This window comes from Lutibaculum baratangense AMV1 (genome assembly GCF_000496075.1).
Taxonomy (GTDB): Bacteria; Pseudomonadota; Alphaproteobacteria; order Rhizobiales; family Tepidamorphaceae; genus Lutibaculum; species Lutibaculum baratangense.
Genome location: NZ_AWXZ01000038.1, coordinates 149,856 through 173,413 on the forward strand (window position 1 = coordinate 149,856; position 23,558 = coordinate 173,413).

Annotated in this window: 19 protein-coding genes; 7 read left to right on the plus strand and 12 right to left on the minus strand. The window is 68.4% G+C overall.

Annotated features, from left to right (window positions below; all coding sequences use genetic code 11):
* Positions 1-41: 41 nt before the first annotated feature.
* From N177_RS14610 to N177_RS14660, 11 genes are read right to left on the minus strand one after another with little or no spacing between them, the layout of a single operon-like run.
* A complete protein-coding gene (locus tag N177_RS14610; RefSeq protein WP_023433142.1) occupies positions 42-2,108 on the minus strand; it encodes a 3-hydroxyacyl-CoA dehydrogenase NAD-binding domain-containing protein in 2,067 nt (688 codons plus the stop codon).
* Between the two features lie 40 nt (positions 2,109-2,148).
* Positions 2,149-3,144 carry an NADPH:quinone oxidoreductase family protein gene (locus N177_RS14615; protein WP_023433143.1) on the minus strand — a complete coding sequence of 332 codons (996 nt, stop codon included), beginning with the start codon at positions 3,142-3,144 and terminating at the stop codon, positions 2,149-2,151.
* Positions 3,144-4,259: a CaiB/BaiF CoA transferase family protein gene (locus tag N177_RS14620; RefSeq protein WP_023433144.1), complete on the minus strand. Its 1,116-nt coding sequence runs from the start codon at positions 4,257-4,259 to the stop codon at positions 3,144-3,146. Before N177_RS14620 ends, N177_RS14615 begins: the two co-directional genes overlap by 1 nt.
* Positions 4,259-4,900: a 3-hydroxyacyl-CoA dehydrogenase family protein gene (locus N177_RS14625; RefSeq protein WP_023433145.1), complete on the minus strand. Its 642-nt coding sequence runs from the start codon at positions 4,898-4,900 to the stop codon at positions 4,259-4,261. Before N177_RS14625 ends, N177_RS14620 begins: the two co-directional genes overlap by 1 nt.
* A gap of 4 nt (positions 4,901-4,904) precedes the next feature.
* The gene (locus tag N177_RS14630) at positions 4,905-5,786 is read right to left on the minus strand and encodes a 3-hydroxyacyl-CoA dehydrogenase family protein (protein ID WP_023433146.1); all 882 of its coding nucleotides are present in this window, start codon (positions 5,784-5,786) and stop codon (positions 4,905-4,907) included.
* On the minus strand, positions 5,783-6,949 hold the full coding sequence (locus N177_RS14635; protein ID WP_023433147.1) for an acyl-CoA dehydrogenase family protein: 1,167 nt from the start codon (positions 6,947-6,949) through the stop codon (positions 5,783-5,785). The genes N177_RS14630 and N177_RS14635 overlap by 4 nt, the downstream gene beginning before the upstream one ends.
* Complete coding sequence (locus N177_RS14640) at positions 6,949-7,656, minus strand: SDR family NAD(P)-dependent oxidoreductase (RefSeq protein ID WP_023433148.1); 708 nt, start codon at positions 7,654-7,656, stop codon at positions 6,949-6,951. The genes N177_RS14635 and N177_RS14640 overlap by 1 nt, the downstream gene beginning before the upstream one ends.
* Positions 7,649-8,416 (minus strand): enoyl-CoA hydratase/isomerase family protein, encoded by a 768-nt coding sequence (locus N177_RS14645; protein ID WP_023433149.1) that lies wholly within the window; start codon positions 8,414-8,416, stop codon positions 7,649-7,651. The genes N177_RS14640 and N177_RS14645 overlap by 8 nt, the downstream gene beginning before the upstream one ends.
* Positions 8,413-10,035, minus strand: coding sequence for a class I adenylate-forming enzyme family protein (locus tag N177_RS14650; RefSeq protein ID WP_023433150.1), 1,623 nt, complete (start codon positions 10,033-10,035; stop codon positions 8,413-8,415). Before N177_RS14650 ends, N177_RS14645 begins: the two co-directional genes overlap by 4 nt.
* Positions 10,036-10,040: 5 nt before the next feature.
* The gene (locus N177_RS14655) at positions 10,041-10,820 is read right to left on the minus strand and encodes an enoyl-CoA hydratase-related protein (RefSeq protein WP_023433151.1); all 780 of its coding nucleotides are present in this window, start codon (positions 10,818-10,820) and stop codon (positions 10,041-10,043) included.
* A gap of 10 nt (positions 10,821-10,830) precedes the next feature.
* A complete protein-coding gene (locus tag N177_RS14660) occupies positions 10,831-12,081 on the minus strand; it encodes a CaiB/BaiF CoA transferase family protein (protein ID WP_023433152.1) in 1,251 nt (416 codons plus the stop codon).
* A gap of 184 nt (positions 12,082-12,265) precedes the next feature.
* Here N177_RS14660 and N177_RS14665 point away from each other — a divergent pair, with 184 nt between their 5' ends.
* The 7 genes from N177_RS14665 (at position 12,266) to N177_RS14695 (ending at position 22,205) form a co-directional block, all read left to right on the plus strand.
* Entirely contained in the window at positions 12,266-13,915 is a 1,650-nt protein-coding gene (locus N177_RS14665) for a sigma-54 interaction domain-containing protein (RefSeq protein WP_023433153.1), read from the plus strand.
* Between the two features lie 253 nt (positions 13,916-14,168).
* Positions 14,169-15,341: a threonine synthase gene (locus tag N177_RS14670; protein ID WP_040485876.1), complete on the plus strand. Its 1,173-nt coding sequence runs from the start codon at positions 14,169-14,171 to the stop codon at positions 15,339-15,341.
* 14 nt (positions 15,342-15,355) lie between these two features.
* Positions 15,356-16,783, plus strand: coding sequence for an MmgE/PrpD family protein (locus tag N177_RS14675; RefSeq protein ID WP_023433156.1), 1,428 nt, complete (start codon positions 15,356-15,358; stop codon positions 16,781-16,783).
* Between the two features lie 91 nt (positions 16,784-16,874).
* On the plus strand, positions 16,875-17,636 hold the full coding sequence (locus N177_RS14680) for a maleate cis-trans isomerase family protein (protein WP_023433157.1): 762 nt from the start codon (positions 16,875-16,877) through the stop codon (positions 17,634-17,636).
* 64 nt (positions 17,637-17,700) lie between these two features.
* A complete protein-coding gene (locus tag N177_RS14685; RefSeq protein WP_023433158.1) occupies positions 17,701-18,678 on the plus strand; it encodes a TAXI family TRAP transporter solute-binding subunit in 978 nt (325 codons plus the stop codon).
* A gap of 72 nt (positions 18,679-18,750) precedes the next feature.
* Positions 18,751-20,691 (plus strand): TRAP transporter permease, encoded by a 1,941-nt coding sequence (locus tag N177_RS14690; protein ID WP_023433159.1) that lies wholly within the window; start codon positions 18,751-18,753, stop codon positions 20,689-20,691.
* Entirely contained in the window at positions 20,688-22,205 is a 1,518-nt protein-coding gene (locus tag N177_RS14695; protein WP_023433160.1) for an FAD-dependent oxidoreductase, read from the plus strand. The genes N177_RS14690 and N177_RS14695 overlap by 4 nt, the downstream gene beginning before the upstream one ends.
* A 100-nt stretch (positions 22,206-22,305) precedes the next feature.
* Here N177_RS14695 and N177_RS14700 read toward each other — a convergent pair whose 3' ends face one another.
* On the minus strand, positions 22,306-23,550 hold the full coding sequence (locus tag N177_RS14700; RefSeq protein WP_023433161.1) for an aminotransferase class V-fold PLP-dependent enzyme: 1,245 nt from the start codon (positions 23,548-23,550) through the stop codon (positions 22,306-22,308).
* Between the last annotated feature and the right edge of the window lie 8 nt (positions 23,551-23,558).

Consider the following 23,558-nt stretch of genomic DNA (forward strand, 5'->3'; position numbering starts at 1 on the left):
ACGCGGCCGGCGGCGCTGATCGCCCGGCCGGTCGCATGCGCTCAGAGATCGCCGAAGCCCCGGCCCTCGCGGACCAGCCGCTCGAGCAGTGGCGCCGGCCTGAAATCCTCGCCCTGCGTCGCCTCGAAACGGCGCATAGTCTCCAGCACCTCATCGAGCCCGATCCGGTCGCCATAATACATCGGGCCGCCGCGATGGGCTGGCCACCCGTAGCCATTGATCCACACGACGTCGATGTCGGACGCGCGGATCGCCTTGCCCTCATCGAGGATCTTCGCGCCCTCGTTGATCATCGGATAGATGCAGCGCTTCAGGATCTCCTCGTCCGCGATCTCCCGGCGCGCCATGCCGCGGCGCTCGGCGAGGTCGAGGATCACCGTCTCCGTGACCTTCGAGGGGACCGCCTTGCGGTTCTCGTCGTAATCGTAGAACCCTGCGCCGGTCTTCTGGCCGCGGCGATCCATCTCGCACAGGATCTCCTTGACCGTCTCGCCTTTCGACGTCTCGCGCGACCATCCAAGGTCGAGGCCGGCGAGGTCGGACATGGCGAAGGGGCCCATAGGCAGGCCGAAATCGTAGAGCACGCGGTCGACATCCCAGGGCATCGCGCCCTCAAGGATCAGCTTGGTCGCCTCGCGCTGGCGCTGCGCCAGCATGCGGTTGCCGACGAAGCCGAAACAGACGCCGACCATCACGCCGACTTTCCCGATGCGCCGGGCGAGCTGCATCGTCGTTGCGAGGACCGGCTTCGACGTCTTTTCCGCACGCACCACCTCGAGCAGACGCATGATGTTGGCGGGGGAGAAGAAGTGCAGGCCCAGCACGCGCTCTGGGCGGCTCGTCGCGCGGGCGATCTCGTCGACGTCGAGATAGGAGGTGTTGGAGGCGAGGATCGCATCCGGCCGGACGATCGCGTCGAGCCTGCCGAAGATCTCCTTCTTCACCTCCATGTTCTCGAAGACGGCCTCGATAACGAGGTCGCAGGAGGCGAGATCCTCGAGCGCCAGAGTGCCGGTCAGGAGACGCATGCGCACCTCGACGTCGTCCTGCGACATGCGGCCCTTCCTGGCCGAGCCGTCGTAGTTGCGCCGGATCACCGAAACGCCGCGGTCGAGCGCCTCCTGCCGTGTCTCGACGATCGTCACCGGGAGCCCGGTGTTCAGGAAGTTCATCGCGATGCCGCCGCCCATCGTGCCGGCGCCGACGATGCCGACGCGCTCGACCGGCAGCGTCTCGGTCTCGGCCGGGATGTCCGGGATGCGCCACGTTTCGCGCTCAGCCCGGGCCACGTGGCGCCGCGCCGACGCCTCCGCGCCTCGCGCGAGCTCGAGGGAGAGCTCCGTCTCGGTCGCCAGCCCCTCATCGAACGGCGTCTCCGCCGCTACTCTGAGGGCTGAAAGTGTGAGCTCGAGCTGCCTCGTCCCGCGCAGCTTCCGCCCGTGCGTCCTGATCGCCCCGGACAGGATGTCCTGCTTCTCGTCGCGATCCGGGACGTCGAGATCGCCTGCCCGTCGTGACGCCTGCTCCCCCTCGGCTATGCAGTGGGCGAAGGCCGAGGCGGCGGCCGTGAGATCGTCCTCCACGACCCAGTCGACGATGCCGGCCTCTTCCGCCGCCGCCGCATCGATCGCCGTCCCTGACAGGACCATGTCGAGCGTGACCCGGATTCCCGCCAGCCGCGACAGGCGCTGGATCGCGCCACCGAGAGGCATCATCCCGAACTTCGCATGAGGTAATCCAAGGCGCGCCGTCTTCGAGGCGACACGGCCGTGGCAGGCGAGCGCGAACTCGAAGCCCGCTCCGAGGACGCTGCCCGAGAGGGCGGCCACGACCGGCTTGGCCGCATCCTCGACCTCCGCCTGCAGGTCCATCAGCGTCGGCGCCTTGCAGGCCTCCTCGATCTCCCCCTCGTCCGCCCCCATCATGGCGCTGCCTTCGGGGATCGCCAGGACGATCGCGCGCACGTCCGGCCGCAGGAGCGCCGCGCGCAGCCCGCCGATCAGCGCGGCGCGGACGTCCGCTCCGAAGACGGGCGCGGCGCCACCGGCCGCCCGCAAAACCGCCACATCCCCGTCGACGGCCAGATTCACGCCGCTACTCTGGTCCATGTCCGATCCTTCCCGACAAAGCCCCGCGACGCGAAGGACCTCAGCTCCCGACCTGCAGGATGATCTTGCCCTGTGCCTTCCCGTCCCTCAGGGCGCGCAGCGCGTCCTTGAAGTCCGCAAGCGGCAGGACGGCGCTGACATACGGGTCGATCTTGCCCGCCTGCTTCAGCGCGAAGATCTCGGCCTGCGCCTCGCCCATCTTCGCGGGGTCACGGTCGCGGTAGTCCGACCATTGCAGCCCGCTCGCGGCGATGTTCTTGACGAGGAGGTAGTTCGCCTTGATCGCCGGAACCTCGCCGCTGGCGAAGCCAATGACGACAAGCCGCCCGCACCATGCCATGGCGCGCAGGGCCGCCGTCGTCACCTCGCCGCCAACCGGGTCGATGACGATGTCGGCCCCGTGGCCATCGGTTGCTTTCTGAACCTCGTCGCGCAGCGTGTCGCGCAGGTTCTCTGCCCCGAGGTCGATCACCGCGTCGGCCCCGGCATTGCGAGCGACCTCCGCATTGGCCTCGCCGAGCGTGCCGGCGATCACTCTGCCTGCGCCGAGCGCCTTGGCGAGCTGGACGCTGGCGACGCCGATGCCGCCCGAGGCGCCGAGAACGAGGACGGTCTCGCCTTGCTTGAAGCCGGCCCGCTCCTTCAGGGCGAACCAGGCCGTCTGGTAGACGAGGCCGAGCGCCGCGGCCGTCTCGAAGGCGAGACCTTGGGGCAGTGGGAAGACGTGCTCGGCCTTCACTTTCAGCTTTTCAGCATAGGCGCCGTACTCGACCTGCGCCGCCACGGCGTCACCCGGCGCGAGGCCCGAAACGCCTTCGCCCACGGCGGAGATTCGGCCCGCTGCGCACTTGCCTGGAGAGAACGGCCTGGGCGGCTTGATCTGGTAGCGCCCTTCGATGGCGAGAATGTCGGGATAGTTCGCCTCGGCCGCGGCCACGTCGATGACGACCTCGCCCGGCCCCGGGACCGGGTCTTCCATCTCGCCGACCTCGATCTCCTCGAACGGAGCGAATTCCCGGACGACCACGGCCTTCATCAAAAATACTCCACATTATGCGCCCCCAGAGCGGGCGCCTCGATCTCGGTCCCGGGCGGCGCCCGGAAGGCGTTCGCCACGGGGACCGGCAGCGCCGCGATCCTTGCCCCCGCCTCGCCCGCGAGAACGTGGGAGAACAGGCCGCGCGCCCGGAAATGCGGGTCGCAGAGCGCCTCTTCCACATCCGCCACGATGGAGCAGCAGCAATCGGCGATCCTGAACCGCTCCCGCCAGTGTTCGGCCGGCTTCTCCGCCACGCGCTCGACGATCGCGGCCGTCGTCGCGGCCGGGTCGACCGCGTCGTCGCGCAAGCCCTCGGGCAGGCCAACCACCTCGCAGAACGCCTCCCAAAATTTCTGCTCGATCGGCGCGGCGGCGAGCATCTTGGCGTCGGCGGTGGCATAGAGCCGGTAGCGCGGCGTGCCGCCGGTCACGAGATCGGTGCCATTGCCGGGCCACTCGCCGGCCGCGAGCCCGTTGCCCAGCGCCCAGTACATGAAGGTGAAGAGGTTGTCCGACATCGCCACGTCGATATGGGTGCCGCTGCCGGTGCGGTCGCGATCCCTGAGCGCGAGGAGGATGTTCATCACCGCGGGATAGGCGCCCCCGGCTATGTCGGCGATCAATGCCGGCGGGACCACGGGATGCCCGAGTTCCCCCATCGACAGAGAGAGAAGCCCCGTGTCGCCGATGAAGTTGAGATCGTGCCCGGCCGCGTCGCGCTTCGGGCCGCTCTGGCCGTATCCGGTGATCGAGCAGTAGATCGCGCGCGGGTTGATCTTCCGGACCTCATCGTAGGACAGGCCGAGGCGCGCCATGACGCCGGGGCGAAACTGCTCGACCACGACGTCCGCGCGCTCGACCAGCGGACGCAGCCTCTCGCGCTCCGGCGGGTCCTTGAGGTCGACCGCGATGCTCTTCTTACCGCGATTGAGGAGCGCGAAGTTGACGCTGTCGCGGCCCCATTTCGGCGCGTAGGTCCGCATTTCCTCGCCGCGTCCCGGCCGCTCGACCTTGACGACCTCGGCGCCGGCCTCGGCCAGCATCAGCGTCGCCATAGGCCCCGGCAGGAGCGTCGATAAGTCGAGGACGAAGACGCCTTCGAGCGGCCGCATCAGTCCTTCCCCCCGTCGCGCCTCGCCGCCGCGACGACGGCCGCCCGCGCCGGGGCGTAGGCGGGCGTGCCGTAGACCTCAAAGAGCGCGCTCGTGACGTCGAAATGCCGGGTCAGACCGCCGCGCATCACCCGCTCCACCGGCCCGTCCCTGTAGCCGAGCCCGAGCTTGCAGGTGAGGTCGAGGTCCTTCTGCGTCGCGAGCCCCTCGTCGAGGAAGCGCAGGGCGGCGTTGTATTTCGGGCGCACGAGGCGATCGACGATGCGGCCCGCCTGGTCGCCGCACACAACGACGGTGAGGCCCGCGGCCTCGAACATGTCCCTGGCCGCCGCGACGGCCTTGTCGTTCGTCTCGGGCCGCCGCACGAGCTCGACGAGCGGCGAGGGGTCGTCCTGCCCGTTGCGGTAGCGGGCAAAGCCGACGACGGTCTCCAAGCCCGGTTCGACGGGCTCGCCGGTGTGGACGCCGAGACATTCCGTCCCGAGCTCGACGAGCACCGCCGCCTTGTCCGGCCGGGCCGAGACCAGCTCGCCGAGGAACACGACGATGTCGGCCTCCTCCTCGCCGACGGCCGCCTGCCGAAATCCGTCGCCTGTTGGAAACGACCGGCTCTCGCCGGGCCCGATGATCGCGTACTTCATCCGATCAGCCTCCGAACATCGCGTCGCGGTCGTAGGTGTAGAAGCCCTTGCCGGCCTTGCGACCGAGCAGCCCCGCCGCCACCATGCGGCGCAGGAGCGGCGGCGTCGCCGCGCGCGGATCGAGCGTGATGGGGTAGAACGCCTCGCAGAGCCGCAGCTGGGTGTCGAGCCCGACGAGGTCGACGAGCTCGAGCGGCCCCATCTTGTAGCCGAGGCCGGTCTTGATCGCCGCGTCGATGGCCGTCGGTTCCGCGACGCCGGCCTCGACGGCCCGGATCGCGTCGTTGTTGAACGGCACGAGGAGCGCGTTGAGGATGAAGCCCGGCTTGTCCTGCGTCTCGACCGGCACCTGATCGCAGGTCTCGGTCCACGCCCACGCCGCCTGGAAGGTCTCCGGCGAGGTCAGGAGGCCCGGCGACATCTCGATCAGCTTCATGAGCTGGGCCGGCAGGCAGAAATGCATGCCGACGACCTTGTCCGGCCGCTGGCTGCCCGCCGCGATTTCGGTGATCGACAGGGTCGAGGTGTTGGAGGCGAAGATCGTGTCGTGCCCGCAGATCCCGTCGAGCAGACCGAGAAGCTCACGCTTGGCCTGCAGGTCCTCGTAGATCGCCTCGATCACCAGGTCGCAGCCGGACAGCTCCTCCAGGCGCGTCGTGTGGCTCAAGCCCGCGAGCGCCTGGTCCCGGTCAGCCTCGCTCATCTTCCCGCGGTCGACGGACTTGCCGAAGAAACCTTCCGTCTGTTTACGCGCCCGCGCGAGCGAATCTTCCGAGACGTCGCAGGCGACGGTGCGGAAGCCGGCGCGCGCCGCGACGATGGCGATGCCGGCGCCCATGGTGCCGCCGGCGCCGCAGACGCCGACTGTCTCGATCTTCCCGGTCATTTTGCGATGAAGCTCCTGCCGATGAGCTGGCGGTGGATCTGGTTCGCACCCTCCCATATCTGCGTGATCTTGGCGTCGCGCATCAGCCGCTCGACGCGGTAGTCGCCGCAATAGCCGTAGCCGCCGAACAACTGCACGGCCTCCGACGAGATCTTCATCGCCAGGTCGGATGCGCGCAGCTTGGCGACCGACGCCTCGAGGCCGAAATCGTCGGCGCCGTCGTCGACGAGGCCCCCGACATAATCGAGCCAGAGCTCGGCCAACGCGAGTTCCGCCGCCATGTCGGCGATGGCGAACTGGTTGCCCTGGAAGTCGATGATGCGCCGCCCGCCCTGCTGGCGCTCGTTGGTGTATTCGACCATGTCTGTGAAAGCGGCGCGCGCAATGCCGAGCGCATGCGCGGCGATCGAGGGGCGCGACTTGTTGAGCGAGGAGAGCAGGATTTTCAGGCCCTCGCCCGGCTCGCCGATCAGATTCGCGCGCGGGACGCGGCAGCCGGTGAAGGCCAGAGCAGCCGTCGACGAGGCGCGGTGCCCCATCTTCTCCTCCAGCCGCACCACCTCGAGGCCTGGCGTCCCCTTCTCCAATACGAGGACCGAAATCGCCTTCTTCGGATCCTCGATCCCGCTCCACTTGCCGAACAGCAGGATGCGATCGGCCACGTCGCCGTTCGTGATGAAGATCTTGCCGCCGTCGACCACGATCTCGTCGCCGTCGAGCGTGAAGCGCGTCTTCATGCCGGTGGCGTCGGAGCCGGCATCCGGCTCAGTGATGGCGAGCGAGCCGAGTCCGCCCTCCGCGATGCACGGCAGGAGCCGCTGCTTCTGCTCCTCCGTGCCCAGGTCGATGAGCGGCTTCATGCTGTGGAAGTTCGTGGCGTAGATGATGCCGGTCGAGGCGCAGGCGGCGGAGATCACCTTCACCACCTCGAGATAGAGGCGGTAGGACATCCTCGCCCCGCCATACTCCTCCGGCACGAAGATCGCATTGAGGCCGAGCTCGTTGATCGCGTGGACGTTGTCCCACGGGAAGGCGTGCTCACGGTCGAAGCGCTCGGCATTGGGCTCGATGACCTCCGCGGCGCAGCGGCGCACCTGGTCGAGCACCATCTGCTCGTCCTCGCTCCAGCCGCGCCGGCGCTCGAGCTGCTCGAAGATCCGCATCAGTGGTTCATCCCCTGTCCGCCGTCCATGTAGATCGTCTCGCCCGTGAGGAAGCCGATATCCTCGGAATAGAGCGTGCCGACGAGGCGAGCGACCTCTTCGGCCGAGCCCGGCCGTTTCACGGGCACGCGCCTTTCGAGCCAGCGCCGCACATTGTCCCGGGCGAGGAACTCGTGGTTGAGGTCCGTGTCGATATAGCCCGGCGCCACGTCGAGCACCCTGATCCCCGCATCCGCCCACTCGACGGCGAGGCAGCGGGTGATCGCGCCGACCGCAGCCTTCGACGCGCAGTAAGCGACGTTCTGGGCAACGCCCAGCTTGTCGAAGAACGAGCCGATATTGATGATCAGCCCGCCGCCATTCGCCCTGATATGCGGATAGGCCTCGCGGCACGCGACGACGACGGCCGTCGCATTGAGCCTGACGCTGCGCTCGAACTCCTCCGCCGTAAGACTCTCGCTCGGCGTGGCGACATGATGGCCCGCATTGTTCACGAGCCCCGCGATCGGCCCCTTCGCCGCGATGGCGGCGATGGCCTCGGCGACCTTGGCCTCGTCCGTCATGTCGCAGGCGAGCCCGTAACCGACCGGCGCCTCGCCCGAGCGCGACAGGCAGGCGATCCGCCGGCCGCGCCGGTCGAGCTCGACGGCGATGGCGGCCCCGATCCCTCGGCTGCCGCCCGTGACGACGATCTGGCCCTCAGACATCTCGGAAATCCGGCTTCCGCTTCTCCGCGAAGGCGGCCATGCCCTCCTCCGCGTCCTCGGTGCGATAGGCGAGCGTGGCGAGATCGGCCTCCGTGCGCAGGCCCTCGTGGACCGGCAGGTCGAGCGCCCGCGTCACCGCCTCTAGCGCCATCTCGAGCACCGGCAGGCTGTAGCGGGTGAACTCGCCGGTGAACTGGAGCGCGGCCGCGAGGGGATCGCCTTCGAGGATACGGTTGACGAGGCCGATCCTCACCGCCTCTTCGGCGTCGACCGAGCGACCCGTCATGATCAGCTCGAGCGCGCGCGCCTCACCCACGACCCGCGGTAGACGCTGGGTGCCGCCATAGCCTGGGATGAGGCCAAGCTTGATCTCGGGAAGCCCCATCTTCGCGTTCGGGGTCGCGAGCCTGAAGGTGCAGGCCAGCGCCATCTCGAGACCGCCGCCGAACGCATAGCCGTTGATGAGCGCAACCGAGGCCATCGGCAGGCGCGGGATCCTGGCGAAGACGTGCTGGCCCTTCTCGATGCCGCGGCGCTGCGTCACGAGGTCTCGGTGGCGCAACTCGGGGATGTCGGCGCCCGCGCAGAACGCTTTCTCGCCCCGGCCCGTAACAACGAGCGCGCGGACCTTCATCGCCGCCACCTCATCGAGAGTGTCGCCGATCTCGTCGAGCATCGAGAAGCTCAGCGCGTTGAGGGCCTCGGGTCGATCGAGCGTCACGACTGCGACGCCCTCGACCTCCGTCAGCTCGACGCTCATGCGTCCATCCTGGGCTTGGCGACATAGCGCACGGGGACGGGAGCGAGTTCGCCGCGCTTCAGCATTTCGCCGAGCTCGCGCTTCAGGATCTTGCCGCTCGGCGTCAGCGGGAAGCTTTCCATGCGCAGGAAGAATTCCGGCATGTCGAACTTCGACAGGCCCTCCGCCGCGAGGTGATCGAGCACCTCGTCCGGAAGAACCGTGCCGACGACCGCGATGCAGACGCGCTCGCCGAGCCGCTCGTCGGGCACGGCGAAGCAGGCGACGCGGTCGACAGCCGCGTGGCGCAGCGCCAGCGCCTCGATATTGGCCGGATAGATGTTGTGGCCGCCGCGGATGATGAGGTCCTTGAGCCGCCCGACGATTTTCAGGTTGCCCCCCTCGTCGACCACCCCGAGATCGCCGGAGAGGAACCAGCCGTCCCGGTTGAAGCTCTGTTCGGTCGGCCCCTGCGCGTCGAAATAGCCGAGCATCAGGGCACCGCCCCGCCCGGTAATGTGGCCGACCTCGCCCGTCGCGACCTCCCGGTCGGCATCCTCGGGCGCGAAGAGCCTCACCTCGTAGGCCTTGCCGCCCCGCCCGCAGGTCGTCGTCACGATGTCGGTCGGATCGTCCGGGTGGGTGTACTGGTGCGAGGAGTTCTCGGTCATGCCGTAGATGTTCTGCGGCTTGATGCCCTGCCCGACGAAGGCTTCCGCCGTGGTCGGGGGAATGGGCGAGCCCGCCATGTAGAACACCGAGACGGAGCCCATGCGCGCGATGCCGCGCTGCCGCTGCTCGGCGAGCACATCCATCGCGTGCGTCGGCACGCCCATCACGTAGGTCGCGCCCGATTCGATGATCCAGTCGAGCCGGCTCATGCCGGCGGGCGGCGCGTCGAGGACGAGCCGGCAACCGGCCACGAGCCACTGCGCCACTGCGACCCAGGCGATATGGTGCGACAGGGGCGACAGCGTCAGGAGCACCGTGTCGTGGCCGTGCGCCCAGTCGGCGACGAGATCGCGCGCATTGGCGAGCAGCGAGTTGTCGGAGTGCATGACGCATTTGGGCGCGCCGGTCGTGCCCGAGGTGAAGGCAAGATAGACGACCTTGTCGGGATCGCCGACCGGCGGCGTCGCGTTCGGCGCGGCCTTCGGAAAGGTGTCGGGCGTGTAGACGACCTTGAGGCTCGAGATGCCGGCCAGCACCCTGTCGAGGTCGCTGTCGGCCCGGTCGGCACCCCAGCCGGGCTCGGTCAGCAGCGCCCGCGCCGAGAGCCGCGAGAGGAGCGTACCGATGTCGCCGCAGGTGTAGGTGCGGTGCAGGGAGGGGTTGCAGGCAAAGCCCTCGCGCGAGCAGGCGAGGAGCATCGCGACCACCTCCATCCGGTTCGACATCCAGACCGAGACCCGGTCGCCACCCTCGAGTCCGTAGATCCTGAGGTCGGCCGCGATGCCATCGACCCAGGCGCGCAGTTCGCTCCAGCTGAGCGTGCCGTCGCCGCTGGTCAGCGCCGGCGCGTCCGGCCGCGCCTCTGCATGGCTCACGAGCAGGTCATAGAGCGTCTCGTCCCGCCACACGCCCGCTTCGTAGAACCGGCGGGCGCTCTCAGGATGGTGGAGGGTCAGGAAGGGTCGCATGACGCCTACCTGCCGAACCTGGTCGGGTCGGGCTTGCGCTTTTCGCGGAAGGACTCGGAGAGCTCGTGGCTCTCCTCGGTCTCCAGATACGCCCGCAGCAGGAGGTCGTGCGCCATGCGCGAGAGACCGCCGACGCCGCCGTGCCGGGCGTTGAAGGCCGCCTTGATCGAGGCGAGCGCGAAGGCGCCGCGGTCGGCGATCTCGAGGGCGAAGATCTTCGTCTCCTCCTGCAGGCGATCGTCTGGCACCACCTTGTTGACGAGCCCGAGCGACAGCGCCTCGGCGGCGCTGATCTTCGGGTTGCGGTACCAGATCTCCTTGGCCTTCTTCTTGCCGACGAGATCCTCGAGATACCAGGTGCCGTAGCCGGCGTCGTAGGAGCCCATCATCGGGCCGACCTGGCGGAAGACGGCGCTTTCCTTCGCGATGGTGCAGTCGCAGACCATCTGCAGGACATTGCCGCCCCCGACCGCGAAGCCGTTGACCGACGCGATCACGGGCTTCTGCAGCTTGTCGATCGCCTCGTACATCTCGAGCGTCGGCAGCGTGCCGGCATAGAGGATCGTGTCCTCCATCCCGTCCTTGCGCCCGCCGATGCAGAAGAACCTGTCCCCCGCCCCAGTCAGCACGATCACGCGGGTGCGCGTCTCGCGCCGGATCGTTTCGATGCAATCGCGTATCTCGTGGCACATGGTCAGGTTGAACATGTTGCCGTCGTCGGGCCGGTTCAGCGTGATCGTGCCGACGGGGCCGTCTTCTTCGTAGAGGATCGTCTCGTAGCTCATCGAACTTCCTTCAGATCGTCCCGGCGCTTCGGAGCGCCTCGAGCTTGTCCGCGTCATATCCCAGGAGATCCGCCAGGATCTCGTCCGTGTGCTGGCCGAGCCCGGGCGGCGCGGCCCGCGGCACGTTGGCCGCGCCGTCGAAGCGGATGCCGGTGCCGACCTGCGGAATGGATCGGTCACCGTCGGCGAGGTTGTAGAGCACGCCACGACGGCGCAACTCCTCGTCCTGCGCGACCTCGTCGACCCGGTTGATCGGGCCGACGGGCACTCGTGCCTCGCGAAGGACCTCGAGCCAGTGCTCGCGCGGCGCACCGGACAGGTGATGCTGGATGCGCTCCACGATCTCCGGCCGCCGGCCTCTGCGGCGCGCATTGTCGGCGTAGTCCGGCCTGGCGCCGAACTCGGGGTCGCCCACGGCCGCCCAGAAGCGACGCCAGATCCCGTCATTGCCGAGGCCGAGCGTAATCGGCAGGTCGGCCGTGTCGAAGGCTTGGTAGATGGCGATCACGCTGTCGGTGCCGCCGGAGCGGATCGGAACCTCGCCGGAGCCGAGATACGGCACGATGCGGCAGGACATGAACCTGGTCATCGAATCGACCAGAGCGACGTCGACGATGCGGCCCCGGCCGGTCGCCTGGCGCGAAAACAGCGCGGCCATTGTCGCCATCGCCGCATCCTGTCCCGCCAGCATGTCTGCTGCCGGGGCGCCGACCTTCTGCGGCCCGCCCTCCGGGCTGCCGGTCACGTCCATGACCCCGGAATAGCCCTCGGCGATCAGGTCGTAGCAGCCCCAATCCGCGCGCTCGCCGTCCATGCCGAAGCCCGTGATCGAGACGTAGACGATGTCGGGACGGATCGTGCGAATGGTGTCGGCGTCGATCCTGAGCTTGCCCGTGACGCGCGGCAACTGGTTGACGAGGACGACATCTGCCTTCCCCATCAGCCCATGCAGCGCCTCGAGCCCCTCGGGCGAGGATGGATCGAGCGTGACGCTCTTCTTGTTGCGGTTGACGCTCATGAACCAAAGCGACTGGCCATGAAGGAAGGGCGGCCCCCACGCGCGGGCATCGTCGCCGGTCCCGGGACGCTCGATCTTGATGACCTCAGCCCCGAAGTCAGAGAGCAGCATCGAGGCCGTCGGGCCCGCGATCGAGCTGCTGAGATCGATGACGCGCACCCCCGCCAGCAGGTCGAAGCCGCGTCCGATCTGCAAGTCCGGGAGATCCTGCGCCGGCAGCCGGGAGGGAGTGGCGTCGTTCATGCTGACCTGTTCGTTCCTGCCGTTTCTTTTCCATCCGTGGTGCAACGGCCGTGCCATCCCGGAGTTGGGCGCGACGGCGCAGCCGTTCGGCGAGATTGGTGTCCTTGCTTGCAACAGCCGGGGAATAATGTGTCCACTGCACGGACACGCCCGGACAGAGGCGGAAAGCACAGGGAGAGATCGATTGGACGACACATGCGCGGAGCTTCAGGGCCTGTTGGTGGCCGATCTCGAGGGCCGGATCTTCTGCGCCGTCGGCTGCGCCGCGTCGCAGGAGTTCCGCACGCTCGCTTCCGACCGCCGCTGGCTTTCGGAGACGCGCGGGAAGCGGATCCGCCCGGTCACGATCGACGGGACCGACCACATCGTGCTGGCCGCGCCATTGCCCGGGGCCGACGCCCTCATCGTCCGCAGCGCGCCGTCGAACGCCACCATCGACTTCGTCACCAGCGTCGACTTCGCCTACGACATCATCGAGCACATGGTCACGAACCCGTTCGAGGCGATGACCGTCGTCGATGCGGAAGGCAGAATCGTCTACGTGTCTCCCGTGCACGAGCGCTTCTTCGGCATCTCGCTCGGCGAAGCGCGGGGCAAGCCGGTCCGCCAGGTGATCGAGAACACGCGCCTCGACAAGGTGGTGAAGTCCGGCCGGGCCGAGATCGGCGACATCCAGCGCATGAACGGCGAGGGCAGGGTCGTGTCGCGGGTGCCGATCCGGCGCGACGGCGAGGTCGTGGGCGCGGTCGGCCGGGTGATGTTCAAGGGCCCCGAGCAGCTCCAGGCATTGTCGCGGCGCATCAGCGACCTCGAGAGCGAGGTCGAGTTCTACCGGCGCGCCGCGTCGACGGTCGAGCGGCGCAGCTACGGGCTCGACGACATACTCGGCGAGAGCGCGGCGATGCGCCGGCTGCGCGAGGAAATCATCAAGGTTGCCCCGCTCGAGATCTCGGTCCTGATCAGCGGCGAGAGCGGCACCGGCAAGGAGCTCGTCGCCCAGGCGATCCACCGCCTGAGCCCGCGCCGGGACGCCCACATCGTTATGGTCAACGCGGCGACGCTGCCCGAGACGCTCGTCGAGGCGGAGCTCTTCGGCTACGAGCCCGGCGCCTTCACAGGCGCCGACCGCAAGGGCCGCAAGGGCAAGTTCGAGCAGGCCGACGAGGGCACGATCTTCCTCGACGAGATCGGCGACATGCCGCTCGAGGTGCAGGCCAAGCTCCTGCGCGTGCTGCAGGACAGGATCGTCGAGCCGATCGGCGGCAACCGGCCTCGCGAGGTGGATTTCCGCCTCGTCACAGCGACGAACCGGGACCTGCAGGCGCAGGTCGCGGAGGGCCGCTTCCGGCTCGACCTCTATTATCGCATCTCCCCGATCGTCATCGAGGTGCCACCTCTGCGCAGCCGGACCGCCGACATTCCGCTGCTCGCCTCGCACTTCCTGCACCGCGTCGCCGATCAGAACCGCCGCCGGCCGCCGGAGATCACGGATCAGGCCCTCGACTATCTCCAGGAACAGGCCTGGCCCGGCAATGTCCGGCAGCTGCGCCACGAGATCGAGCGTGCCTTCGTGTTCGCCGAGAACGACCGGATCACCGCCGACCTCTTCGCCCGCTACGGCGACAGGCCCACCGAAACGCCCGCACCCCCGATGCGCGACCTCCCGACCCCGCGCCCGCAAGGGACGACCATGAAGGAGATTTTGGCACAGGCGGAGCGGGAGCACATCCGCGAGGCACTCGCCCGCTACAACGGCAACAAGAAGAAGGTCGCCGAGGAGCTCGGGATCTCCCGCTCCTACCTCTACAAGCTGCTCGGCGAAGGTGTGATCTGATCGCCCTTGGGGGCGCCGTCGCCCCCCGGCCCCGCGCACGTCGCGTGCGTCTTTGTCGGCGGGGCGGACATGTAGTCCGCACTGGCTGTTGCCGCCACGGACATGAAGCGCCGGTTCCCCGGCGTTGTGCGGGCGCGCCGCGGCTGGCCCGCGTCTTGCGACCGCCGATGCAATCTTGCCATGGGCGAAACGTGCGCCTAGGCTGGATACAGGATACATGATCTATCGACGCTGGAGTCGCCGCTTGAAGCCCATGGCTAAAGCTCTCGTTCCGAGCGCTCAGACGAGATACGTGTCGGCGGGCACGGGCGAAACCTATGGGGTGGACGGGGCGATGTGGCGGGCGCCCGACGGCTCGCACTTGAACCTCACGCCGGGACACGGCCTCTCGCCGGGCGACATCGACCGCGAGGAGAACTCGATCTGGCGCTACGCGAGCGCGATCCGGGTCGACCGCGCGACCGCCATCACACTCGGCGAGGGCTGGACGCCGTTCCTGAAGAGCCAATGGCTCGGGCGCGAGACATGGTTCAAGCTCGAGTATCTCGCGCCGACCGGCTCGTTCAAGGACCGCGGCACCTCCGTCCTCCTGAGCTACCTGCGCAGCGTCGGGATCGACAGCATCCTCGAAGATTCCTCCGGCAATGCCGGCGCCTCGATGTGCGCGTACGCCGCCGCTGGCGGGCTGCGCTGCAAGGTGCTCGTTCCAGCCGCCATCCCGCAAGGCAAGGCCGTTCAGATGGTCGGCATGGGTGCCGACGTGACATATGTGGAGGGCACCCGCCAGGACGTCGCCGATGCGGCACTCCGGCTCGCTCAGGACATGTTCTACGCCAGCCACAACTGGCAGCCCTACTTCCTCGAGGGGACGAAGACGCTCGCCTTCGAGCTTTGGGAGCAATTCGGCTTCTCCGTCCCCGACGACGTCGTCGTGCCTCTCGGATACGGCAGCAACGTGCTCGGCCTGTGGCTCGGCTTCAACGAGCTCCTGTCTTGCGGCGCCATCGACAGGCTGCCGCGTATTCATGGCGTGCAGGCTGAAAACTGCGCAGCCTTCGGCACGGCATGGGCCGCCGGTACCGACGAGTGGACGCGGTTCGAGCCCCGGCCGACCGTCGCCGACGGCATCGCCTCCGTCCGCCCGGTGCGGATGAAGGAGGTAATGTCCGCCGTGCGGCTGAGCGGCGGCAGCATCGTCACCGTCTCCGAGGAGGAGATCGCGACGGCGCTGAAGGCCCTGATGGCGCAGGGGTTCTTCGTCGAGCCGACCTCGGCGACCGCCGGCGCCGCGCTGACGCGCCTGCAGGCCTCGCCCGAGGCGGCTCTCGGCTCGAAGACGGCCGCCATCCTCACCGGGAGCGGGCTGAAGGCGACGCAGTGCATCGCAGATATTCTCGGTTCTCCCAACCCATCGGCTCCTGCCTGAGGACATCGCACGCCATGAACATCCAGACCGGCGCCCACGCAGCCATTGCCGCAAACAACGACGGCCTCGAAGGCATCAGCCGTCGCTTATGCGAAGCGGTGGGCGACCTGCGATACGAGGACGTTCCCGACGACGTCCTCCGGACCGTCAAGCTCTTCGCGCTCGACACGCTGGGCGTCATCGGCGGCGCGTCCCGCGCGCCGGGACTGGCCGAGATCACCGGCAGGCTCAGGCGCTGGGAGACGGGCGGCTCGGCCACGAGCCTCGTCGACGGCGCGCGGCTTTCCCCGCCCCACGCCGCCATGGCGAATGGTGCGGCGGCCCATGCGCTCGACTTCGACGATATGCACGACCCCGCCCGCATCCATAGCTTCTGCGTCGTCCTGCCGACGATGCTCGCGGTGGCGGAGGAGATCGGCGGCATCGATGGCCGGCGCTTCCTCCTCGCCCTGACTGTCGCCGCGGAGACGCACGCCCGGCTCGGCTTCACATGCTACAACTCGCTCGGCAAGGGCTGGCACCCGACGATGACGCTCGGCGTGCTGGCCGGCGCGATGGGGGCCGGGCGTCTGCTCGATCTCGACGACGACGGCCTTCTCAACACCCTCGGCCTCGCGTCGCACCAGGCCTGCGGCAGCGCCCAGAGCATGCTTGACGGCGTCCTCGCCAAGCGGCTCGGCGCAGGCTTCGCCGCGCGAGGCGCCGTGACGGCGGCCTTTCTCGCCGCCGACGGGGTGACCGGGCCGTTCCGACCGCTCGAGGGCAATGCCGGCCTGTTCAAGCTGCAGGAGCGCGGCGAGGTGCGGCCGGGCGAGCTTCTCACCGACTTCGGCGAGGTCTGGCAGACGCGTGGCTACTCCTTCAAGCCCTTCCCCTGCTGCCGCTGCAAACACACCACGATCGCGCTGGCTTTCGCGCTGCGCGAGGACGGGCTGAAGCCAGGCGACGTCGAGAAGGTCGAGATCTGGCTGCCGCAGGTGAACTACCAAACCGTGGGCCAGCCCTACGAGGCCTCCCGCGACTCCATCGTCCACGCCCAGTTCAGCGTCGGCTACGGCTTCGCCCGCGCGCTGCTCGACGGTGTCGTGGACCTGAACTCCTATACCAAGCCCCGCATCACGGATCCGGAGGTGGCGGCGCTCGCCGAGAGAGTGGTCGCGGCGCCGGACCCCGATGAGGAGCCGACCGCCATGGGACCCTCGAAGATCCGCGTCACGCTGAAGGACGGCGGGACTATCGAGACGCGCGGCCGGCTCGTACCGGGCTCTCCGGAGGCGCCGATGGGGGAGGATGCGGTGATTGCGAAGTTCGGGAGCGCCATGGCGTTCGGTCTCGGGCCCGATGCCGCGGGCGTCGAGGACTATGCGGCGACGATCATGGGCCTCGAAGAGCTGAAGGACGTGTCGGTGCTGACCTCGCGCTTCCCGACGCGGCGGAGCTGAACCACCGCGCCCGCCCTTCCGGGCGGGCGCCGGGATCAACGGCCAGCGAGGCGCGGCCCCGCGATGGCAAGCCAACTCGAAGGAGAACGACATGTACGGATGGCGAGGCAGGATCGGGCTTCTGGTGCCCTCGATCAACACGACGATGGAGACCGAGTTCTGGCACATGGCGCCGGAGGGCGTCTCCGTCCACACCGCCCGCATCGCCGGCGGCCGGCACGGCACGCCGGAAGAGCTGCGCAACATGGAGAAGGAGGCGCGTCTGGCGGCCGAGCGGATCGCCAATGTCGAGCCCGACGTCGTCGTCTACGGCTGCACCTCGGGAAGCTTCTTCGAGGGCCCCGAGTGGAACCGGATGATCTGCGAGGAGCTCACCAAAATCACCGGCGCACCCACGGTCACGACCGCCGGTGCCATGGCCGAGTGCATGACGCGCAACAGCCACCGGAAGGTCGACGTGGTCACCCCTTACGTCGAGCTTACGAACGAGCGACTGAAGCAGTTCCTGCGCGGCTTCGGCGTCGAGGTCGGCACGCTCGCCACCTTCGACATGCTCGACATGTTCGACCACGCCAAGATCCAGCCCGAGGAGATCTACCGGCGCGTGAAGGAGACCACGACGCCGGATTCGAGCGCGGTGTTCGTCGCCTGCACCCAGCTGCGCGCCCTGGAGGTGCTCGACCTGCTCGAGCGCGACCTCGGCAAGCCCGTCTACTCAGCCATCCAGGCCACGGCCTGGCTGACCTACGAGGCGATGAAGGTCGACCCCAAGATCGAGAACTGCGGCAGCCTGCTGCAGTCGCTCGGCGACAACGAGACGAACCGGATCAGCTCGATCCGCAAGACCGTCTGAGGCCCGAACGAGAAGCCCATCAAGGGCTCGCGCAAAGAGCCTTCCGAACCAGAGGAGAACGACAATGAACAAGATGATCGCCAGAACCGCGCTGGCAGCGGGCGTCCTCGCCTGCACGGCGGCACCAGGCTGGACGCAGACCCGCATGAGCATCGCCACCGGCTCGTCCGGCGGCGTCTACTATCTGTGGGGCGGCGCCCTCGCGAAGATGTGGTCGGAAGGCATTCCCGACACCCTCTTCAACATCGAGGCGACGACCGGTCAGGTGCCGAACGTCAAGCTCTTCGAGGCCGGCAATCTCGAGGTGTCGATGGTCAACATCGCCACCGCGTACGAGTCGTGGGAGGGCATCGGCGACTACAACGACCGGAAGTACCAGCATCAGCGCGCACTCTTCGCGATGTATCCGAGCTACTACGTCATGGTGTCGCTGGCCGACAGCGACATCGACAACATCGAGGACTGGGAAGGCAAGCGCGTCGCCGTCGGCACCGCCGGCGGCACGGTCGACGTTATCGGACGCAATATCGCCTCCACGCTGGGCGTGGAGCCCGCGCAGTACGTCAACAGCGGCTGGCCCGACGTTCCGGGCCAGATCCGCGACGGGCTCGTGGACACGATCGCCGCCATCGGCGGGCAGCCCTGGCCGCCGATCCGCGACCTCGAGACTACCCACGACCTCAAGTTCTACGCCCTGACAGACGAGCAGCTCGGCACGCTGAAAGAGGCCTATCCCTACTTCATCCAGGAGCCGCTGCCGGAAGGCGCCTACGAGGACCAGCCCGCCGACTACAACTCGCTCGCCTTCTGGAACATGACGATCGTTCGCGACGACGTTTCCGAGGAGGTGGCCTACCAGATGATCAAGATCGCGGCCGAGAACGTCGAGGCGCTGAAGGTCACGCATCCGAGCACGGCCGAGTTCTTCGACGTCAAGAACGTGCTGCGCGTCTCGCCCGTCCCCCTCCACCCGGGCGCGGTCCGTTACTTCGAGGAGATCGGCGCGGAGATCCCCGAGCGGCTCCTGCCGCCGGAAGGCTGACGCCTGTGCTGGGAGCCCCCTCCCGGCTCCCGGCACACCACCAGTAAAGAGTAAGGGGTCGAGGAGCGGACCATGGACGAGACGATCAGCCGGCCCGAAGCGAAAGGGCCGCTCGAGTTCGTGCTGCAGCCGGCCGCCAGGCTGATCGCGGCGCTCATGTCGCTCTATCACGTCTGGGCGCTCGGCCTGACGGTCCTCGATCCCTGGCACCTGACCGCGATCCACATCCTGTTCGCGACGGTCCTGGTCTTCCTGTTCCAGCCGCTGAAGCCCGAGAGCATTCCGTTGCGGCTTCTCGACGTGGCATGCGCCCTGCTCGCGGCCGCCACCTACCTCTACATCTTCTACGATTTCCGCGCCCTGCTCATGCGCGCCGGGTCCTTCCCGACGACCGGCGACCTCGTCTTCGGCACCTCCGCCATCCTCCTCACACTGGAGGCGACGCGCCGCATGACCGGCATCGCGATGCCGATCGTGGCGGGTACCGCCCTCCTCTACGGCTATTTCGGCGACCTGTTGCCAGGGGCGTTCGGCCATCGCGGGTACGGCTTCGAGCGCCTCGTGAGCTTCACCTACAGCCTCGACGGAATCTTCTCCTCGGCGCTGCAGGTCTCGGCGACTTACATCTTCCTCTTCATTCTGTTCGGCGCCTTCCTGCAGGCTTCGGGCGCGAGCGAGTTCTTCCTCCGCCTCGCCACCTCGGCCGTCGGCGCGATACGTGGCGGGCCGGCGCAGGTCGCCGTCTTCGCCAGCGCGCTCTTCGGCACGATCTCGGGCAGCGCCGTCGCGAACACGGCGGGCACCGGCGCCGTGACGATCCCGATGATGAAGCGGGTCGGATACAGGCCCCACTTCGCGGCCGCCGTCGAGGCGGTGGCCTCCACCGGCGGACAGATCATGCCGCCGATCATGGGTGCCGGCGCCTTCATCATCGCCGACATCGTGGGCATCAGCTACTGGGCCGTCGCCCTCGCGGCGCTCATCCCCGCCCTCCTCTACTTCGCCACCGTCGTCATCGGCATCGACCTCGAGGCCCAGAAGACGGGGCTGCGCGGCGTCCCGCGTGCCGAGCTGCCCAGGACGCGCTCGGTGCTGCGGTCGGACGGCCACCTCCTGCTGCCGATCTTCGTCCTGCTCTACTCGCTCACCGTCCTGCTCGTCAGCCCGATCCGCGCCGCGCTCTTCGCGCTGATCGCCGTCTTCCTCGTCTCCTTCGTGCGCAAGCACACCCGCTTCGGGCCGCGGCGGCTCTACGAGGCTCTGGTCGCCGGCGCGCGCGGCTCGCTTGAGGTCGCTACCGCCTGCGCGGCGGCGGGCATCGTCGTCGGAGTCCTCAACCTAACCGGCCTCGGCCAGACGATGGCGTCGATTGTCATCTCGCTGTCGGGCGGCGTGGTGCTCATCGCACTGATCCTGTCGATGTGCGTGAGCATCGTGCTCGGCATGGGGCTGCCGACCACGCCGGCCTACATCATCGCGGCTTCGGTGATCGCGCCGGTCCTCATCACGCTGGGCGTCGCACCGCTCCAGGCCCACCTCTTCGTCTTCTACTTCGCCTGCGTCGCGGTCATCACGCCGCCCGTCGCGCTCGCCTCCTTCACCGCCGCCGGCATCGCCGGGGCGCCGCCGATGAAGGTCGCTTTCACCGGCGTGAAGCTTGGCATCGCGGCGTTCCTCGTGCCCTATTTCCTAGTCTACAACCCCGCGCTGATCGGCCAGGGCACCGCCCTCCAGGTGGCGGTCGCGATGGGGACCGCCCTCCTCGGGGTCTATTTCCTCGCCGGCGGCGTGCACGGCTACTTCCTCGGCCGCATCAACATTGCGATCCGCGCGGCGCTCGTCATCGGCTCCTGCATGCTGATCAAGCCCGGCCTCGTCACCGATGCCGGCGGCATCGGCCTCCTGATCCTCGGCGCCGGCGCCGCCTATCTCACCCGCCGCCGTGGCGGCAGCGGGCCGGAGGCGGCCGGCGCTCTCCACGAACTGAAAAGCACCGACAAGGGAACGGCATGACCGACGTGACAGCGGACGTGGTGGTGGTCGGCGGCGGCGGCGCTGGCCTCGCGGCAGCCATCGAGGCGGCTCGCTTCGGCGCGCAGGTGGTTCTGCTCGAGAAGAACGAATCTCTCGGCGGCAGCACCGCTTGGTCGGTAGGCTCTATCTCCGTCTCGAACTCGCCCCATCAGCGCCGCGAGGGGATCAAGGACACGCCCGACGAGCATTTCGAGGACCTCGAAATCCTCGCGGGCTCCTACGCCAACCGCGACAACCGGGCGCTACGGCGCATTCTCGTCGACAACACGACCGAGATGTTCGACTGGCTCGAGGACATGGGCCTCGTCTTCGTCGGCCCGAACCCGGAGCCGCCGCACCGCCATCCGCGCATGCACAACGTGCTCCCGAACTCGCGCGCCTTCCCGTTCCATCTCGGCCGCCGCGCCCGCACCCTGGGCGTCGACATCCACACGGGCATGGCGGCTAGATCCTTCGTCACCGAGCGCGACCACGTGGTGGGCGTCGAGGCGGCCGGTCCGGACGGCAAAGCGATCGTCTTTCGCGGCCGCTCGGGCGTGGTGCTTGCCAGCGGCGACTACAGCGCCAATGCGGAGATGAAGCGCGAGCTCGCCTCGCCCGAGGTCGCCGCGTTCAGCGCGATAAACGAGACAGCCACTGGCGAAGGCCACCGCATGGCGACCGAGATCGGCGCGGAGATCCTCAACGGTGACATCGTCCGCGGCCCCATCATGCGCTTCGTGCCGCCGGCGGCGAAGTCGCTCGTGCACAAGCTGCCGCCCTCGACGTTCGTCTCGCGGATGATCCGGTGGGGCTACGAGACCCTGCCGCAATCGCTTCTCCGCCCGTTCGTCATGAGCTTCCTCACCACCGCGCTGGGCCCGAGCGGCGATCTGCTCAAGGGCGGCGCGCTCCTAATCAACAAGACCGGACATCGTTTCTCTGACGAAATGAAGGGGCCCGCCGCCGAAGTGGCCAAACAGCCCGACGGCGTGGCCTACGTCCTCATGGACGGAGAGCTCATGTCGAAATTCTCGGCTTGGCCCAATTTCGTTTCGACCGCGCCCGGGATCGCCTATGCCTATGTCGAGGACTACCGCCGCACGCGCAGGGACATCTTCCACGAGGGCGACACGATCGCGGCGCTCGCGACCAAGCTGGGCGTCCCAGCCGACGCGCTGCAGGATACGATCCAGAGCTACAACGACTCCGCCGAGCGCGGCGTGCGACCGAAGCTGGAGACCGGCCCCTACCTCGCCCTCGGCCCGGTCCGCAGCTATGTCGTCTTCACCGATGGCGGCCTGAAGGTGACGGAGCGCCTCGAGGTCCTGCGCACGGACGGCTCGATCATTCCAGGCCTCTACGCGGCGGGCTCCGCCGGCCAGGGCGGACTGCTGCTCGAAGGCCACGGGCACCATCTCGGATGGGCGTTCATCTCCGGACGCATCGCCGGGCGCCATGCTGCGCTCGACCGCCGGCGCCTCGCAGGCGCCGCCGCCATGGCCGCGCAATAGACGGCCCGTCCGGCTTCGGGAGGCTTCGAGGCCGGTCGGGCCTCATCGGCACGCCGTAGAGCACACCGCAAGCCGCGGCACGGCGGACAACCCGCCTGCCCTATCCGGCCTCGCGCTGCTGGATCTCGTGCCGCAGGCCACGGGTCCCGCCACGAGGCGCCGTCTCGCTGCGCCATGCCCTGGCGAGGGAAATCACCTCGTCGACGTCGTCGTCGTTGTTGTAGACATGCAGCGAGAACCGCATCATGCCCCGCCTGATCGTCAGGCGGACGCGATTGCGCGTGAGGAAGTCGTGCAGGGCCACGAGCTCGCTGTCCTCCGTGCGGTCGTGCTCGTCGCTGAGCTTGCGTCCCATCGAGACGATGTGCGCCCGGTCGTCGGCTGCTGCTCCTCCGAACACGGGAAGCCCGACCTCCTCGAGCCCTTCCGCCAGCCTGCGCGCGAGCCCACAGGCATGCGCCTCGACCCGGGGCATCCCCAATGCCCGCAGATCCTCGATCGACCGGCCAACCGCGAGAACCGCGCAGAAATTGTGGTTGCCCACGTCGAAGCGGCGGGCGCCGTCCGCGAAGTCGAAGGCATCGAGATCGCCGCTCGACGCCTCGTGCACGCCACCGCCGACGCCCGCGCGGGAGAGATAGAGGGGCTGCAGCGTCTGCGCGACTTCGTTGCGGACGTAGAGGAAGCCGGCGCCGTAGAGGCCCAGGAGCCCCTTCTGGGTCGATACCGCGACGGCGTCGGCATGGAGCTTCGACACGTCGGTGTCGAGAATGCCGAGCGACTGGGCCGCGTCGACCAGGAGAAGCACGCCCCGCTCACGGCAGATCGCGCCGAGCTCGGCGACGGGAAAGCGGAAACCGGGCGAGAACGACACGCTCGAGACCGTGACGACGCGCGTGCGCGCGTCGATCGCCTCGATCACCCGCTCGAGCGGCACCCGCCCCTCATGCGCGTGAACCTGCTTCACCCGAATGCCGCGCCGCCGCGCGAGGTTGCGCCAGGGGAAGATGTTGGCGGGATGCTCGAGCGCCTCGCAGATCACCACGTTGTCGCCCTCGACCCAGTCGATGGCGTGGGCGAAGGCGTTGATCCCGTCGGACACGTTCTTGGTGAAAGCCACCTCCTCCGGCGAGGCCCCGATCAGCCCGGCGAGGGAGTCGCGCGCAGCCTCCGCGCCCGCGAACATCTGCGCCTTGTCGCCGCCCTCGAACATGCGGTGGTCGAGATACTCGTCGATCACCCCACGCACGCCGCGGGAGATCAATCCTCGCGCCGCGACGTCGAGATAGATCGTCTCCTCCGTGCCGGGAAACTCGGTGCGGAGCGCTGCAATCGGATCGCTCATCGGAATCG

Excerpts from the sequence above, each read along its gene's own strand:
- N177_RS14685 (WP_023433158.1), top strand. The coding sequence starts at position 17,701 with ATGAACAAGATGATCGCCAGAACCGCGCTGGCAGCGGGCGTCCTCGCC.
- N177_RS14695 (WP_023433160.1), top strand. The coding sequence starts at position 20,688 with ATGACCGACGTGACAGCGGACGTGGTGGTGGTCGGCGGCGGCGGCGCT.
- N177_RS14680 (WP_023433157.1), top strand. The coding sequence starts at position 16,875 with ATGTACGGATGGCGAGGCAGGATCGGGCTTCTGGTGCCCTCGATCAAC.
- N177_RS14615 (WP_023433143.1), bottom strand. The coding sequence starts at position 3,144 with ATGAAGGCCGTGGTCGTCCGGGAATTCGCTCCGTTCGAGGAGATCGAG.
- N177_RS14630 (WP_023433146.1), bottom strand. The coding sequence starts at position 5,786 with ATGACCGGGAAGATCGAGACAGTCGGCGTCTGCGGCGCCGGCGGCACC.
- N177_RS14610 (WP_023433142.1), bottom strand. The coding sequence starts at position 2,108 with ATGGACCAGAGTAGCGGCGTGAATCTGGCCGTCGACGGGGATGTGGCG.
- N177_RS14645 (WP_023433149.1), bottom strand. The coding sequence starts at position 8,416 with ATGAGCGTCGAGCTGACGGAGGTCGAGGGCGTCGCAGTCGTGACGCTC.
- N177_RS14635 (WP_023433147.1), bottom strand. The coding sequence starts at position 6,949 with ATGCGGATCTTCGAGCAGCTCGAGCGCCGGCGCGGCTGGAGCGAGGAC.
- N177_RS14670 (WP_040485876.1), top strand. The coding sequence starts at position 14,169 with ATGGCTAAAGCTCTCGTTCCGAGCGCTCAGACGAGATACGTGTCGGCG.
- N177_RS14620 (WP_023433144.1), bottom strand. The coding sequence starts at position 4,259 with ATGCGGCCGCTCGAAGGCGTCTTCGTCCTCGACTTATCGACGCTCCTG.
- N177_RS14640 (WP_023433148.1), bottom strand. The coding sequence starts at position 7,656 with ATGTCTGAGGGCCAGATCGTCGTCACGGGCGGCAGCCGAGGGATCGGG.
- N177_RS14675 (WP_023433156.1), top strand. The coding sequence starts at position 15,356 with ATGAACATCCAGACCGGCGCCCACGCAGCCATTGCCGCAAACAACGAC.
- N177_RS14690 (WP_023433159.1), top strand. The coding sequence starts at position 18,751 with ATGGACGAGACGATCAGCCGGCCCGAAGCGAAAGGGCCGCTCGAGTTC.
- N177_RS14700 (WP_023433161.1), bottom strand. The coding sequence starts at position 23,550 with ATGAGCGATCCGATTGCAGCGCTCCGCACCGAGTTTCCCGGCACGGAG.
- N177_RS14650 (WP_023433150.1), bottom strand. The coding sequence starts at position 10,035 with ATGCGACCCTTCCTGACCCTCCACCATCCTGAGAGCGCCCGCCGGTTC.
- N177_RS14660 (WP_023433152.1), bottom strand. The coding sequence starts at position 12,081 with ATGAACGACGCCACTCCCTCCCGGCTGCCGGCGCAGGATCTCCCGGAC.
- N177_RS14625 (WP_023433145.1), bottom strand. The coding sequence starts at position 4,900 with ATGAAGTACGCGATCATCGGGCCCGGCGAGAGCCGGTCGTTTCCAACA.
- N177_RS14655 (WP_023433151.1), bottom strand. The coding sequence starts at position 10,820 with ATGAGCTACGAGACGATCCTCTACGAAGAAGACGGCCCCGTCGGCACG.